This window comes from Flavobacterium lipolyticum (genome assembly GCF_020905335.1).
Lineage (GTDB): Bacteria > Bacteroidota > Bacteroidia > Flavobacteriales > Flavobacteriaceae > Flavobacterium > Flavobacterium lipolyticum.
Genome location: NZ_JAJJMN010000003.1, coordinates 170,690 through 187,483 on the forward strand (window position 1 = coordinate 170,690; position 16,794 = coordinate 187,483).

Genomic DNA, 16,794 nt, shown 5'->3' on the forward strand with positions numbered 1-16,794 from the left:
TAAAAAGTACGTTAGTACAAAAAGAGGTATTCTAAAATCATGTAGAATACCTCTTTTTTTTGTTCATACTAGTCATACAAAAGGAAAGAGGATTCTAAAAAAACAATTTTTAACAACTTAAATTTTTTATTATGGCATTTAAAGCAGTTTTAGAATTCGAAGGAAACGAGTACCAAGTATTATTCTCAAAAGTTGATATGTTAAGACATACTGACGGTAAAGGAGCTGTTTCTTCTGAAATTAAAGGAGGAAGATTAAACTTAAGAGTAAAATCTACAGACAACACTACAGTTATCGAACAAGCGGTAAACAGTCAACACAAACCAGTAAGCGGAAAAGTAAAATTTTTCAAAGCTGACTCTGAGCAAGTAATGAAAGAACTTTCTTTTGAAAATGCTTTTATTGTATTCTTTAGCGAGCAGTTAGACGCTTTGGCCGAAACTCCAATGACTACTGAGATTACATTCTCTGCAGAGAAAATTACATTAGGTAATGCTACATTAGATAACAACTGGGCTAAAATCTAATTTTAGCTGGTTGTGAAAACAAGAAGCGATACCATATCGCTTCTTGTTTTCTTAAAAATAAAAAGATCCGAATTTTAGGCCTTAGTTTTAGCGGTTCAGTTGAAGGAAAATCTTAGTAAAAGATTTTTGTTCGGCCTGTTTTTAGTTCCGTTATCAGAAAGTTGAAATAATTTTTTCTTTTTAGGCAGTAGATAAGTGTATTTCTAAAATTTACTTTTCTATGGGATTTTATAGTAAAGCAATTTTAATAGGGCAGTCTTCTTAATAAAATAACCCCCAAACCCCAATGATACCAAAAAAAAATACCTACGAAATAAATCCCCAAAAGAGATATTGTTTTATGACTATTGAGGTATCTCAATCTAATAAATAATCTCATGGCTAAAACTTCATCTTCAGGAAAACATAAGAACGCCAGTTCATTAGGAGTCAAAGGACCTCAGTATAATAGACAAACAGGTCAATGGGAAAATACGGATAAAGTGGGCGCAATGATGCAAAGAAGAAGCCCGCAAGGTAATCGTGTAGCCGAAGATGTTAAAGCTAAAGCTATAAGCTCACCACCTAAAAAAGAAAAACCTGTACATCATCAGTTTTTGACCACAATTGCAGTCGAAATATACGATTTTGCAAAAGCAAAAGGAGCATCGTCCCAAGGTGCATTATTAGTATTGGCACAGGCAAGTTTAGAAAGTGGATATGGAGCATCCGCAATAAAACATGGGGACTATAACCTATTTGGAGTTATGGGAAAACCCTTCAAAAGAAGTACCAGTCATGGTACAGTTAAAGATTACTCCAATTTGGGTGGTTATCAAGCCGCTTTGACGGATTATTTTAACAAAATAGATAAAAACTGGAGTCATTTTTCCAGTATAATAAAAAATGACACCATAACTGCAGATGATATTGATAAGGCTTTTAATACCGGAACATATTATCCTACAGCTAAAGAAAGACATGGAGGAAAGTACGCCTATAATGCTGATATGGACAGCAGTGGTGCCAATCATTATGGTGAACATCTGCTCAAACAAATCGGTGGAGTAAAGAAGCGTTTCAAAAATAGTTTAGAGTTTCAGATAGAAGCTAATAAAGAAAGGTTAAAGGAAATAAATACAATCCTGACAGGCAATTCACTTTTATTTACTGATCCCGTAAAAAGCACACTGGAAGAAGAAAAGAGGCAGTTGGTGATTCAGAACGAAAAATTTAACACCATTTCAAATGAAATTAACTAGTGAACTTAAGTTACTTATAATCTTAACTTTTTTTGTTTTTCTTGGATGTAATTCGAAGAATAAAGAAAATGTTATTTCGATAAATGAAGTTAAAAAGGAACAGGTAAAATTTGAAATTGACAGCTTAGAAGTTAAAGACCGAAAAGGACTTTTATATACCATTAAATATTATAAAGATAGTATTTATGTGAACCAGGGCAGAAATAACATTATTAGAATAGCATATCCAAATCGATTCGATAATGTATTTCCCATAAATGGTCTTATTGCCAATGATAAATCGACAAACGTTTACATCACAAATAATCATATTCTATTATTGCCCCTGAGTGAAGTAAATAATAGAATAAATCTGATTGCAATTGATTTAATTAATAAAAAAGAAATTAATTATCAGTTCAAACAAAGATCTGATATCATTACAACCGGGATTAATTCTTTTTATTTTAATGAAAAAAACAACATAATTATAAGTGCAAACAGCTTAAATTATGAAGGAAAAACAACCATTCATTATTACAAAATTGGTAAAAATTTAATTACGCATCAAGGTACTAAAGAGTTGAATTTAACCCCCGAAATGTTAGAGAACAACGAGGCATTGTTGAGGTTTTTAAATACAGATAATAATAACATTCCTTAAATACATTAATCGATACGAGATTTATAAAAATTAATTAACACCACACTGATCCGATAGATATAAATAGTTAGTACTAACTAAAAAGATTAAAATAATGATACTACAAACCATAATTTTTGGAATAGATTCCAAGAGAATAAGTCATTTTACCAGTATAGAATTGGTACAGGTGATAAACGATCATCATCGATTCGAAATTCGTGTTCCCCATGCCGTTGTCGAAAGTCCTTTGGCCTATACTCTTGAAAATGCTCAGGCCTGGTTAGGTAAAGTGGTACACATCATCCTTGAAGACAAAAACAACTTTTTAGGAGTAGTGACCAATATCGATTTTGATCAGGAAATGGGGCATTCAGGCAACCATATTGTAGTATCAGGTTATTCAAAGACCATCTTGTTGGAGTCCGGTGAAAAGCTGCATTCCTGGGAAGAAATGAATTTAAAAGATATCGTCAAAGAAGCCATAAAAAATGGAGCAGGAGAGCAGCTGCAAAACGAGGTAAACCCTGAATATGCCAGTAAAATGGACTATCAGAATCAATACCTTGAAACCGATTTTCAGTTCATTCAGCGATTGGCAAAACAGTACAACGAATGGTTGTATTATGATGGAGAGAAGTTAATCTTCGGTAAACCTAAAAGTTTTGACAAGCCGATCTCTCTGACCTACAATAGTGATATCTCAAAACTAAAAATATCCGTACAGGCGGTACCAAATAAATTTAGTGCTTTTACTTATAACGAAAGCGCTGACAAACGCTATAGCGCAAAATCAAAAGACACGGTAGGCGGTTTGCCAAAATTAGGCAATGAAGCTTTTGCTGCTTCAAAAGAGGTATTTGCAACACCGGCATTTACACACGGAATAGTGAGTACAGGCGACGATTTGGTTTTAGAATCTTTCTTAAAAAAGAAACAGGAAAGTGCCGCTGCCGATACCAATTATGTTTCGGCAACTACTAAAAATACCAAATTAAAAATTGGAAGTATAGTCAACATAAAATCTAGTGTTTTAGAAAACGAAAGTATGATAACACAAGAAGTAGGCTCTTATATTATTACCGAAATTAGCCACTATGCGACCCATTTGGGAGAATACGAAAATAACTTCAGAGCGATACCTTCAAAAGTATTGAGTCTTCCGGAACCCGATGTCGCTTATCCAATAGCACAAACACAGCAAGCTCTGGTAGAAAGTAATACGGATCCTAAAAATAAAGGAAGAATTAGAGTGCAAATGCTTTGGCAGCAAGGTACTTCTATGAAAACAGCCTGGCTTCGTGTTCTAACTCCGGATGCAGGAAGCAGCGGAAAAGTAGCAAGTAACAGAGGAATGGTATTTATACCCGATGTAGGGGATCATGTTATGGTTCATTTCCGTTATGGAGATCCAAACAGACCTTTCATTTTGGGAAGCGTATTTCATGGAAAAAGTGGCGGAGGCGGTGGTCAGGATAACAACAAAAGAAGCTTTGCAACCAGAGGAGGCACTTCTTTAGTTTTAGATGAAGGAGATAATAGTTTTACCGCAACAGATCCAAGTGGTAATATGATAAAACTTAATGGTGACGGGACCATGACCATTTATGCACCAAACAAAATTGACGTTTTGTCGAAAGAAATTAACATTCTTGCTGATGAAAAGGTAAATATAAATGGTATAAATGAGGTCAATGTCGACAGTAAAAAAATAGTAGCTGTTGGTACGGATGAGGTGAGTGTGAAAAGTGACACTCAAATCGGTAATGAAGCGCCAAGTATCAATATAAAAGGAAAAAATACCATTTTGGCAGAAGGAAAGGTTGTTGACATAGACGGTAAAACAATGACCAATGTTAAAGGTGGAGTGGTGAACTTAAATTAGAATTTAAAAATGCATAATACGCACAATCCTATCGCTGTAAGAGTCGAGAACATTCAGAAAATCTGGAACAAAACCCGAAAAGAAAAGCCAAAAGCTAAAGTATTCAGTATGGTTTGTTTTAAGGATGATTTTCCTTTATTGGATGCTTTCATTCACTTAGAATCTTCTGCCTATGGTAAATCTGAAGATTCGTTTGTTGCTTTTGTTGTTGATTTTGATGATAAAAAAGATTTTTACAGCACGATCATAGAGCAATGGATTGTAACTTTTGAAGAAGACCTGAAAAAAAATCCCAATTGGAATTGGAAAGACTTTGCCACTTTTAAAGAAATACTTCCCGAAATTAATCAGCTTAGTATTGAAAGTCTGAAGGAATTCTACATCAAAATGCTCATTAGTTTTAAAGAATTTGAAGCAAAAACAGGAAATCTTTTGATCGTAAGTTTATTAGTAAAAAAAGTAAGCAATGCCGATTTGTTGACCGAAAGTCTGAATGAACTGGCCGTTTTATTGCCGGAAAATATAGGTTTTCTGTTTTTGGATTATCAGGAAAGACAGCAGTATCGCGATGTAGTTTTTGCAGCAAAGGAAAACGGAACCATTATAGAAATTCCAAATCAGGAAATAAACAAAGCTTACAAAGAAATAGCTGCACAAGGAAATCCAAATGATCCACAGGTGCGATACCGAAAATGTTTGTTTGAAATTGGTGAGGCAGCAAAAAATAAAAAACAGGAGAAAGTAAAAAAACTGGGTAATGAGCTTATCGACATTAGTAAGAGTACCGGAGAAACCAGTTTTTGGGCTTCGTCTTATTTAATTTATGCCAGTTTTTTATTTCAATTTAAAGACGAGAAGGAGCTTATTCATCAACTATTGGATAAGGGAATTAAAATAACAACTCCGTTTTATAAAGAGAAAGAAGATGTTGCTGGAATTTTAATGCAGCTATTAGTTTACAAAGGTTCACATCACAGCATTATCGGAAATACAGATACGGCGATTGATTATTTTTTAAAACAAGTGGCAATTGCTAAGGAAATAAATCAGGAAATGCAGGTGATCAACGGGTACAATTATGCATTGCTGCTGGCTGCCAAGAAAAAAGGAAGTAGATATACCGAAATTTTAAATGATGCTTTTGAGTACGGATACGCACTAACCGACGAAACCCTTAAAATCGTCAACTTTACTTTTATTGCTGACAGTTATTTAGAGAGTGACCCTAAAATTGGGTATTCAGAAAAAGAAGCTGTTTTTAAACGAATGGTACTCATTTTTGGAGAAAACTGGAACGACAATCCAAAACAAATAGCCAAACAGATACAAGAGGAATATCAATTAAGCAACACCTATTAATTATGTTATTAACCGATAATCATTTGACCATTGTGGTGGGTATAGACATTCATTTTACTACCCTGCCTCCATTTAACCCGTTTCATCCTTATATAGGTATAGTGATGGACCCTTTTGATTACGTTCCGTTTTTAGGTGCCACTGTGCATGTAAATGGTTTTAAAAGAGGTAATTCCGATACTAGCGGAATCATAATTCCATTACAACATATCCCTCTTTTTACGCCACCTTGGCTAATGATGCCCATTATCGGGCATGAAAGTATGAATTTTTTCGCCTCACAAACCGTTTTTTCAGACGGTACGAGGATGAGTCCCAAAGGACATATGCTAATGACCTGTAATGATATCGGCATCCCCCTATCGATGTCTTTAGGGAAAACCAAAATAGGCAAGAAAATGCTACCGTTTGCCCCAACCCTTTTTGCCCCAACCTCATTTTCATTGCCTATCCCAACGGGGAAACCCGTAATGGTTGGTGGACCCTATCCTCCCGATTGGGGAGGAGTCCTTACAGGATTATTAGCTAGTATTGGTTTTAGTACCTTGATGAAAAAAGCCAGAGGACTTATTAAAAAATTTAATACGAGTGGAAAAAGTCCAAAAGGGCTTAAAAGAATCTTGTGTAGATTTGGTTTTGAGCCTATTAATCTTATAAATGGTGCCGTAATTTATGAAGGCAGTGATTTCAGTATTACCAGTCCGATTCCTTTAAACTGGGAGCGCAGTTGGTATTCAGACTCCCCATATGTGGGATGGCTGGGTCATGGTGTGCATAGTGTCTACGATCGGGCGGTAGAATTGTATCCTGAAGACGATGCTCTTGGACTTCGTATGGATGACGGGCGACTTGTAGCTTTTCCAACACTGCTGCCCGAAGAAGAATTTTATTTACGTGAAGAAAAAACTACTATTAAAAGAACGCAGGAAGGGTATAGCGCCTACGAACATAGTAGTAAACTCTTGTATGAGTTTACTCTTTTTAATGGAAAAAAATACCAACTTACCAAAATTAGCAACCCCGACGGACTTTGTATTGTTTTTGAATTTACAGCAAACCGTTTAAATAAAATTATCGATGCTGCCGGCAGAGCCATCAAAGTAAGTACGAAAGACGGTTTTATTCAAAAAATGGAACTTGTTGGACCGGAGCAGGATGAGCTATTGGTAGCTTACGAGTACGATGAGGACGGTAACATAAATGCGATTATCGACGCGCTTCAAAAACCAACTACCATTGAATATGAAAACCATTTGATGGTCAAAAAAACCGATCGTAACGGACAAACATTTTATTGGGAATACGATAATGAAAACCGTTGTACACACACCTGGGGTGACGGAGGCTGGCAGGAAGGCTGGATGGAATATCATCCGGAAGAAGGATACAATTTAGTAACAGACGCCAATAGGGCCGTAACTACTTATTATTACGAGCCTAGTCAATTGGTCACACAGGTAAAAGATCCAATGGGCAACAGTACCTTTTACGACTATACCGAGTTTATGGAACTCTATCGTGAGATTGATCCCGAAGGACGTATACTAGGCTTTAACTACGATGACAGAGGAAACAAAACCGGTACCGTTTACCCGGATGGCACCGAAGAAATCATGATTTACGATGAGGAAAATCGCCCGTCTATTGCTATAGATCCCGAAGGGAACAAAACGGTTTATCTGTACAAAGAAGACAGAGAGGATCAGCTCAAAACGATTATTGCTCCCGATAAAAGTACTAGTCATTTCACTTATAACGATAACGGACTACTGGCCAGCGTTGCCAAAAACAACAATAAACTCGAACTGATTTATGATGATCAATTCAATCTTATAGAGTGGCGTGAGAATAGCGAAAAGTTAAAATCATGGGAGTACGATCATCGCGGACGCGTACAAGCGATCTACACCCCGATGCAGATGGCCGATTATTTTAGTTACGACGCGTTGGACAGGGTAAGACAAATTGTAGAAAAAGACAGTAATGTCATACAGTTTACCTACAATAATTATGATGAAGTCATAGCGCTAAAAGACAATAAAAACAGTATTAAGTTTAGTTATACCCCAATGGGAAGTCTCGCTACGCGTGAACAAAATGGCGTGAAAGTGCGTTTTGATTACGACAAGATGGAGCAATTGCAAGGCATCAAAAACGAAGACAACGAAGTATATTATTTCGCCCGAAATAAAGCCGGACAAATTGTAAAAGAAACCGCTTTTGATGGTATGGTGAAAAAGTACCAGCGGAATCTTGCAGGTGAAGTCACCCGAATCGATCATGGCAACGGAAAATTTACCGAATACGAACAAGATGCACTAGGACGCATCACCAGAGCCGATTATCACGACGGCACCTGGGAAACGTATAGTTACAACAAAAACGGACTTTTAACAGAGGCCGTAAATCAAAATTTAAGCATCCTTCTGGAGCGTGATGAAATGGGGCGTGTCGTAAAAGAAACTCAACAACAACAGCTCGACAAAGATGATAATGCTATTACCATTACTTCCACTTACAACAAACTGGGACAGCGTATTGGTATAAATAGTTCATTGGGAGCAGAGATTAGCACCCATTACGACTCAAAAGGACAGTTGGAACGCATCGAAGCACAAAGCAACGAACTCAAAGAACAGCACCAGAAGTGGGAAACTACCCTGAAACGCGACGAATTGGGAAGAGAAATAGAACGCTTCACTACTGGAGGACTCCATATTAAAACCAGTTACAACAACAACGGAAAACAAAAGGAACAGGAAGTATTTGCCAATGGCAAACGCACGGGATCACGCTTTTACAACTGGGATACCAACCAGCAATTGCGCAGTGCCGTAAACCAAATGACCTCAAGTATCACCTATTTTGATTACGATGATTTTGGTAATCTTGCCAAGGCTGATTACGATGGAAAAGGACAGCTTTACAAAACCCCGGATGCGGTAGGGAATCTTTACAAAACTCCCGATCGCAGCGATCGTAAGTATGGTAAAGGTGGTAAACTGTTACAGGATGAAAAGTACCATTACAAATACGATGAACTGGGCAACCTGATACATAAAAGTTCCAGAAACATCAACGAAGAACTAAAATTCGAAGAACCCACCAACTGGATCGACAAACTGGCGGGAAACAAAACCGAAGAAACCAGATTACAGCAAGAACATGAGCAGTGGCAGGACGGCGACACCACCTACAGCTGGCTGGCGAATGGTATGCTCGAGAGCATTACCAACCCTGATGGGAAGAAAGTACATTTTGAGTACGATGCCCTGGGTCGACGCACCGCAAAAATTGCAAACCAAAAAATAAATCGCTATGTTTGGGATGGAAATGTTCTTATTCACGAATGGAAATACGATTTAAAAGATCGGCCTAAATTAATCGCCACTGAGGATGACTTAGTCTATGATAAACTCGAGCCTGTTGAAAACCTTATAACTTGGATATATCAAGAAGGAAGTTTTGTGCCAAGTGCCAAAATAATTGGAGAAGAAAAGTTCTCTATCATCAACGATTATATTGGTAGACCTGTACAAGCTTATAATAAAACTGGAAGTCTTGTTTGGGAAACCGATTATGATATTTATGGAGATTTACGTAATCTGGAAGGTGATCGAAGTTTTATTCCGTTTAGGCAACTAGGACAGTATGAGGATGTTGAAACGGGTTTTTATTATAATCGTTTCAGATATTATGATCCTAATATGGGGGTTTACATTTCAAAAGATCCCGTAGGGTTGAATAGTAGAGAATATAATTTCTATCGACATGTAAATGATAGTAATAGTATTGTAGATATTTTTGGATTAGATTGGAATTATTTTTTAACGGATTCTAGTGGGAATACTTATTATCATGGTAGAGCAAACGATAATGCTACTATGGAAGATGTTGCAAAAAGACATGCAAAAACAGATGGTACGGATGGAGTGAGATTTGGTGAAGGTGATAAAATGACTCGTGTTACTAGAGTAGGCTCAGAAAAAGATTTAGTTCGAGGTATTGAACAAAGAGGTGTTGAAGAAAATGATCTGTTAGGTTATAATAGTGATAAAGCAAGAGGAAATAAAATAAATGGTATTTCTGAAGCCAAACAAGCTAAACCTAAAGGGATCGAAAGACTAAGTCTTGCTGATGATTTACTGGATGGTAGAAAAGTAAGTGAATTACCATCGCTTCAAGAATTAGAGTTTGACAAAAAATTTAAAGGTTGTAAATAAATATTATGCAAGAAGAACTAAAAAATGTCCACGATATGTGGAATTTTAAATTATTTGAAGAATATAAAAAATGCAATAAAGAAATTATTATTGCTTCTTTCTTAGCAAGTTTTAGTTCAAATAAAAGAGAACTACGTTCTGGACTACCTGTTTTTGCTATTATGCAGACATTTCCTAATCATGAATTTGTTTTAAGAGAAAATGAGGATTTGTCCCGGGAATCTCCTTGTGAAATATGTTCTACAGCTTACGGTTATCCAAAGGAGTTAAGTGAGAAAAATTTACAAATATTGCATATGTGCATAAGTGAAGGAGGATTATTAGGTCATAGATTATCAAATTACTACAATTATTTGCTTGTTTTTAATAATAATGCAGATGTAAAAAATGCAAAAGTTAATGAGGAAGATCTTCGCATTTTTTCTGAAATACTTGATATTCTTTTAAATATTGAAGAGGATGCTACTTTAAAAAAAGAAGTAATTAAAAGTATTGGAAAAATTAAAGGATTCAAAACAAAGCCCGAACAAAGACAAGTTTTGTTGGAAACTTTAGGGTATTGCAGTATTTTGGAGACTGAAAAATACAAAGGCTTATTAAAAGAATATACCAACTTAGCTGTTGCCCCAAGAAAAACACATAGCTCAGACTGGAATTATCCAGTAGATTTTTGGGTTGGCAAAGATGGAATCAATAAAGAAGCTTTTAAATTTTGGTTTGGGGATTATAAACAATTGGAAAAATACTGGAAATAAAAAGTTTAATTAGGTAAATGTAGTAGATTGTCTATTTAAAATAATTGGAATTTCCGAAATTCACGCGATTGAGAGCATCTTACTCATTAAGTAAAAGAGCATGTAAAACATAAGAAAAGAGAACCTCGCTTCATAGCGAGTTTTTTTATATAGAAGAAAAAATGTTCTCACACACGAATGGAAATACGATTTAAAAGATCGTCCAAAATTAATTGCCACTGAGGATGACTTAGTCTATGATAAACCGGAACCGATTGAGAATTTAATCACTTGGGTTTATGAAGGAGGTTCTTTTGTACCAAGTGCTAAGATTGTTGGAGAGGAAAAGTTCTCTATCATCAATGATTATATAGGTCGTCCTGTACAGGTATATAACGAAAAAGGTGATGTAGTTTGGGAGACTGATTACGATATTTACGGGAATTTGCGGAACCTAAGAGGAGATCGAGGTTTTATTCCTTTCAGACAGTTAGGACAGTATGAGGATATAGAGATTGGACTTTACTATAACAGGTATCGTTATTATTCTTTTGACACTGGAGTGTATATTAGTCAGGATCCAATTGGGCTAGATGGTGGAGATGCGTTTTATTCATATGTCTATGATAGTAATAGTTGGGTTGACCCTTTTGGTTTAGTAAAAGCACCAAGTACTGTTCCAACTTCTTCAGGAGTTTACACTTTGACAAATTCTACAACAGGGGAGGCATATGTTGGTTCTGGTTTAAATGCTAATAGTAGGATGTCAGATACTAGTCATACAAAAGCGCAATCAATGTTATCTCATCCAGATACAAAAGTTGCTTTTACTCCTGTAGATTTGGGAGATGCAGATGATTGGAGATCTCAAAACAGAATTTTAAGACATTTTGAACAACAAGAGTATGAAAGTGTCAAAAACACTGGGCAGTATGAAATGTTAAATTCAAATAATCCGGAAGCATCAAGTAAAAAAACCAGAAATGCAGGTATTGTAAAAGATAAAAAAGCTTCAAAAAAAGTAAAAATAAGTTGTAATTAATTATTATGTATACAGAAGTTAAAAAAGCTATTATAAATTCAAATAGTAAAAATTGGTATTTTTCAATTGAAAAACAAGATTTTGGAGGGAATGTTGAATATAGACAATATTTGGATTTTCCAAATGAAGATGAGTACTTAGATATCAAATCAATTACATTTTCAATTACTTCTAATGATGAAGAAAGAATAACAAAGTATCCTGAATTTATTGGGAAACTATTAAATTTAAAATCATTAATTATTCCGATAGATTGGCTAGATAAAATAGAGATACCGGCAAATATTGAAGTTTTAAAGTTAAATTCTCCAGTATCTAATTTTGATAGCCAACATGAATTACCAAATAATTTAATTTTGAATAATTTAAAATATTTATCAATTTCTGAACTTGCAAAACCATGTTTATTCAATGTTGTAAGTTTTCCAAATATAGAATGGATAGATTATGATTTAGCACCAGAGAAAAATACTAATAGAATATTTGAATTATCAAAACTAAGTAATCTAAGACATCTGATATTCGGACATGCAAAAAATTTGGATGTTTTTCCTTACTTTATTAATCACAAAATTGAGACTTTGGAATTATTTGCTTGTATCGGCAAGAATTTTCCAATTGAAAAGATAGTTCATTTTAAAACTTTAAAAAGTTTGTATATTAATAATATTTCGGTTGTTTTTGATTGTAATATCTTACTGGAGTTGGAAGAACTGGAAGAGTTATATTTGTTAAATATCAAAAATGTTATCAATGTTGAAAAAATATTGGAACATAATAAAATAAATAGAATATCAATAAAAGCATGTGGTAATCCATTTAAAAAAATAGGGAAGAATAGTTTTTTTGAGAAAGGATATAGCTCTTTAGCTATTGATTATGCTTAATGAGACGGAGTGAGGAATTATTTTCTAGCTAAGATTATAAAGGACTAAGGTTGCTTTTTTTAGTAGATAATGATATGAATTTTTAATACAATTAACATGGATAAAAGGATAAATCTAAAAATAATAATAGATCGTTAATACATAAGAAAGAATTAAAAAACTACATGAAACATTTTGTTATAAGAAAGTCTTTTGATCTCTAACGATAAGGTTATAAAAAAACTAAACCCCGCTCATCTCAGCGGGGTTTGTTGTGAATATTGGAATCAATTTTCGATTTCTTTCGCGGGTCTGATAATCAGCATGTTTTTCATTACGGTAATGGTCAAATTTCTGTCGATAGTGAATACCTCCGTTAGCGTGAGCGTCACGTTTATGAACGCAAAGTTGTCTTGTTCTGAAAAAAGTTTGCATATTTATACTTAATCCTAAAATAGATTTACATTCCTATTTTAGTACTACTATTTGTTTACAATAATTACCCCTGATAATCTTGCAAGTGGACGAACATACTATACATCAGCGGAGATTGAGGCTAAAATGATAAATGCTAAAACAGGTGATATAAAAGATGGTAAAGTGAATATTCATTGTCATTAAAACTAAAAATGGAAAATAAATATCAAGAAAAAGTAGATAAGGAAATTAATGAGGTAGTTAACCCTATCCGTAATAATTGGGATCAATTTACTGAAAAAGAATTGGAAATTCTCTTAAAAAAACTTGGAAGCATATGTAGAGATGAAACTTCATTGCTAAGGAAAAATATCCTTTCAGATATTACGCTTGTTAAAGCTTTGGTAGAAATTGGAGAAAGGTATAGTAATAACTCTAAAATATTAATTGAAATAGTATCTTCTATAAATAATATGAATAAAAGATACGATTTAGAGATTACAGATGAAACTTTTCACTTTCTTATTGATAAAACAAAAAATAAGAAAGTAAACTTTTATATTTCAATTTTTATAGCAGAATTATCTCAATTTACAAAGTATGGTAGTAAATGGGAGTATATTATGTCTATTCCTAATATTGCACCTAAGGAAAAATCAATAAATACGTTTTATCGAATAATTAGTAATAATATAGACGAGATACCTGCCAACTATAAATCGGATGTTGTAAAAATATTCGAAAAAACTTTAAATAGTTCTAATTTACACGAAGTGACGATCAATAAATATTTAAAGATTATATCAGATTTGAGATAATATTATCGGTTCGAAGTAAAATTTGACGTAAAATAGAAAAAAAAAGAAAAACTGCTTCAATATGGAGGCAGTTTCCATTTATTATATTTATTCTATCAACAAAGTATTTGGTAATGTAATATTTAATGGCTTATAGTTTATATTACGAGTGAAGAATAAATCGTTATGTTTGGGATGGAAATGTTCTTATTCACGAATGGAAATACGATTTAAAAGATCGGCCTAAATTAATCGCTACTGAGGATGATTTAGTCTATGATAAACCGGAACCGATTGAGAATTTAATTACCTGGGTTTATGAAGAGGATTCTTTTGTTCCATGTGTTAAGATTGTTGGAGAGGAAAAATTTTCGATCATCAATGATTATATTGGTAGGCCTGTACAAGCTTATAATGAGAAAGGTGATGTAGTTTGGGAAACGGATTATCACATTTATGGAGATCTCCGTAATCTAAAAGGAGATAGAAGTTTTATTCCTTTTAGACAGTTAGGGCAGTACGAGGATATAGAAACAGGCCTTTATTATAATAGGTTTAGGTATTATAATCCTGACAGTGGACTGTACTTATCACAAGACCCAATAGGGCTTCTGGGGAGTAATCCTACTTTGTATGCCTATGTTCATGATTGTAATAGCTGGGTAGATGTATTTGGATTGGCCAATGAATTCGCTATCGGAAGTTACGGTAGTTTGACAGGCCCGGCACACGTAGGAGATAATCTGACTGGGCATGAATTACTTCAAAGTGCATGGTTAAGACAAAATCATAATATAACTAGGAGTAGTGCAATTGGTCAGTTAAATCCCTCTATTGCATTAACTGAACCTAATATGCATAAGAACATTACCGCGTTACAGAATAAGTACAAAATGGGAGGAACTAAGTTAAAAGGACAATCAGCTTTGCAAAATATAAATAGAAATGCTGCATTGACAAGACGTGGTATATATGAGGGGTTACTTACTAGAGGTTGGGAGTCTTCAAATGCAAAAAGATATGCTACGGAATTAACAAATAAACTTAGAGATGATGCAATTGATTTTGCAAAGAAACAAGGTTATATATGTCACTAAAAATAAAAAAGAATGAATGAATTGTATGCTACTTGTTTGATATATGACAAGACTTTAGACGCCAGAATAGGGGGTAATCCTCCTAAAGTTATTGAAAATGATATTCCGGAAGATTATAATTTTTATGCAGTTATTAACCATCCAGAGAAGCAAGATAAAATGCTCTCAATAATAATACATAATAATTTTGATGTCCTTTTAGAGAATAATATTTATCCTGACATATCTGTAAAAGTGATAGAACATGAATATTCTGAAATCGGAGATAGGAAAGATAAGGTGATTGAAGACCTTGGAATTTGTTCTATAAGTAATTATTCGACAGAGAATTTAAGTGAATTTTTATTTATAAAAGTTGGAGGAGAGCCACGTTTGATTCAACCTAAAAGTTACTTTTATGAAAAATTAGAGAAAGATGGTTATTCATTTTTTTTACAAATAGAAGAAGAAGGATACTATGATGGTATGGATTATGTATTTATGTATGGAGCATTATATTTGTATAAACACAATATAACAGGCGAAATAATAGCAGGTTTTTGGCAATATTCTTAGCTAAATGTTACGCGAAGTCTTTCAACATGTAACTACAAGATTATCTAAAACTAAACCCCGCTCATTTTAGCGGGGTTTGTTGTGAATATTAGAATCAATTTTTAATTTCTTTTGCTGGCCTGATAATCAGCATGTTTTTCATTACGGTAATGGTCAAATTTTTGTCGGTAGTTAATCCCCACTGGCGCGAGCGTCTCGCTTGTGAACATCATTAACAAAAATTGATTTAACAGATAGCCCGCTCCGCAAAGTATACCTCACAAGCGCTGCGCAAACGTCTCTGACTTTGCGCCAACTTGCAAACGTCTAGTTTAAAACATATAAACCGTGAAGTCTAAGGCTTTAAAAATAAATTTATTAGATACAATTTCTGAAAAAGAAAGAATCAAAATAATATTAAGAAATAATATAAAAAGTCGGGAGACTTTTACGAACTTTAATAATTCAATGAGCGAAAAAAAAAGCGCAAAGTCAGAGACATTTGCACAGCTTTTCAGTTGAACACTTCGGAAAGCTGCGTAATTAATTTTGACTGTTAACCTGTAATATTTAAGATTCACCAGCTAGCAGATATCTTTCTTTAGCATAGTGGAAACTTAACAAAGTAGAGAAAAAAACAAAAGCTGCCTCAATACAGAGGCAGTTTCTTATTTGTAATAGTATAGAATAAATGAAAGTTTACAGTGCAGCACCGGAAGGAAATCAAATGGCTGATTTAGAGCCGGCTCGTTATTTTAATTTGGCAATAAAACAAAACTTAGAGGTAGAAGAATGGTTAAGAACAGCTGACGAGGCTAGCCAAGCTCTATTGGTTCATATTGATGTTTTTGTATATTTGAGTAAGAAATATCCTGAAATGGCGAATAGAAGGGTAGCAAAACTAAACAGAAATCAAATTAAAGAAACTTTTTATGCCTGGTTCGAAAGATGTGGAAAAAAAATACCCGCTAGTTTTAGGGATGGTGTTAAAGAATCAGCTGATTTATTATTTTCTGAACTAGATAAAATTTAAATATTATATGAATTTGGATGATTTTATGGAGTCAATAGATCCTTTTTTTTGGGTTGAACATGAAAATAGTGTTTCGGTATGTCTTAATGTTGGGGAGTATAAAACCGAAATTTTTGAAACCAGAGAAGAAGAAGGTTTTGAAGGGAATGGATATGATTGGGCTTCTTTAGCGCAGGTGTTTTTGCAAGAACAAAAATCTGAGCTTGTTGATGTCGTAAAGTTTGATCCTGAAGGAAGTATGTTTTGTGCTTATTCTTCAGATTCCGAAGCATTAAAATCTTTTATTATTTCATTTAAAGAAGCTTGTGAAAATAAAGAGTTAATTCTTGATTTGTTTTCAAGAGCAGAATTAGATTAGTGCTTTAGGGAATTAAATAAATAAAATGAAACTTTCAATTTGTTATTCTTTCGATCTGT

14 protein-coding genes are annotated in these 16,794 nt (G+C 34.1%); all 14 read left to right on the forward strand.

The genetic code is table 11. From position 1 onward, the window contains the following. Positions 1–131: 131 nt before the first annotated feature. The 14 genes from tssD to LNQ34_RS22965 all read left to right on the forward strand — a co-directional run bounded on the left by tssD (position 132) and on the right by LNQ34_RS22965 (position 16,735). Positions 132–527, forward strand: a complete 396-nt coding sequence (tssD, locus tag LNQ34_RS22900) for a type VI secretion system tube protein TssD (protein ID WP_017496350.1) — start codon at positions 132–134, stop codon at positions 525–527. Positions 528–904: 377 nt separating this feature from the next. Further along, positions 905–1,768, forward strand: coding sequence for a glucosaminidase domain-containing protein (locus LNQ34_RS22905; protein WP_230001433.1), 864 nt, complete (start codon positions 905–907; stop codon positions 1,766–1,768). Beyond that, on the forward strand, positions 1,755–2,411 hold the full coding sequence (locus LNQ34_RS22910) for a hypothetical protein (RefSeq protein ID WP_230001435.1): 657 nt from the start codon (positions 1,755–1,757) through the stop codon (positions 2,409–2,411). The genes LNQ34_RS22905 and LNQ34_RS22910 overlap by 14 nt, the downstream gene beginning before the upstream one ends. Positions 2,412–2,505: 94 nt before the next feature. Then, positions 2,506–4,275, forward strand: coding sequence for a type VI secretion system Vgr family protein (locus tag LNQ34_RS22915; RefSeq protein ID WP_202704280.1), 1,770 nt, complete (start codon positions 2,506–2,508; stop codon positions 4,273–4,275). Positions 4,276–4,284: 9 nt separating this feature from the next. Next, complete coding sequence (locus tag LNQ34_RS22920; RefSeq protein ID WP_202704279.1) at positions 4,285–5,634, forward strand: hypothetical protein; 1,350 nt, start codon at positions 4,285–4,287, stop codon at positions 5,632–5,634. A 2-nt stretch (positions 5,635–5,636) separates the two neighbouring features. Next, positions 5,637–9,857 carry a DUF6531 domain-containing protein gene (locus LNQ34_RS22925; RefSeq protein WP_230001437.1) on the forward strand — a complete coding sequence of 1,407 codons (4,221 nt, stop codon included), beginning with the start codon at positions 5,637–5,639 and terminating at the stop codon, positions 9,855–9,857. 5 nt (positions 9,858–9,862) lie between these two features. After that, entirely contained in the window at positions 9,863–10,612 is a 750-nt protein-coding gene (locus LNQ34_RS22930) for a hypothetical protein (RefSeq protein WP_230001439.1), read from the forward strand. Between the two features lie 424 nt (positions 10,613–11,036). Further along, positions 11,037–11,633, forward strand: coding sequence for an RHS repeat-associated core domain-containing protein (locus tag LNQ34_RS22935; protein ID WP_230001441.1), 597 nt, complete (start codon positions 11,037–11,039; stop codon positions 11,631–11,633). A gap of 5 nt (positions 11,634–11,638) precedes the next feature. Then, the gene (locus LNQ34_RS22940) at positions 11,639–12,520 is read left to right on the forward strand and encodes a hypothetical protein (protein ID WP_230001443.1); all 882 of its coding nucleotides are present in this window, start codon (positions 11,639–11,641) and stop codon (positions 12,518–12,520) included. Between the two features lie 608 nt (positions 12,521–13,128). Next, positions 13,129–13,734, forward strand: a complete 606-nt coding sequence (locus tag LNQ34_RS22945; RefSeq protein ID WP_230001445.1) for a hypothetical protein — start codon at positions 13,129–13,131, stop codon at positions 13,732–13,734. Positions 13,735–14,018: 284 nt separating this feature from the next. Further along, positions 14,019–14,810, forward strand: coding sequence for an RHS repeat domain-containing protein (locus LNQ34_RS23510; protein WP_487313001.1), 792 nt, complete (start codon positions 14,019–14,021; stop codon positions 14,808–14,810). A 12-nt stretch (positions 14,811–14,822) separates the two neighbouring features. Then, positions 14,823–15,365 (forward strand): hypothetical protein, encoded by a 543-nt coding sequence (locus LNQ34_RS22955; RefSeq protein ID WP_230001447.1) that lies wholly within the window; start codon positions 14,823–14,825, stop codon positions 15,363–15,365. A gap of 670 nt (positions 15,366–16,035) precedes the next feature. Continuing rightward, complete coding sequence (locus LNQ34_RS22960; RefSeq protein WP_230001449.1) at positions 16,036–16,377, forward strand: hypothetical protein; 342 nt, start codon at positions 16,036–16,038, stop codon at positions 16,375–16,377. A gap of 7 nt (positions 16,378–16,384) precedes the next feature. Next, on the forward strand, positions 16,385–16,735 hold the full coding sequence (locus LNQ34_RS22965) for an immunity 51 family protein (protein WP_230001451.1): 351 nt from the start codon (positions 16,385–16,387) through the stop codon (positions 16,733–16,735). Positions 16,736–16,794: the final 59 nt, after the last annotated feature.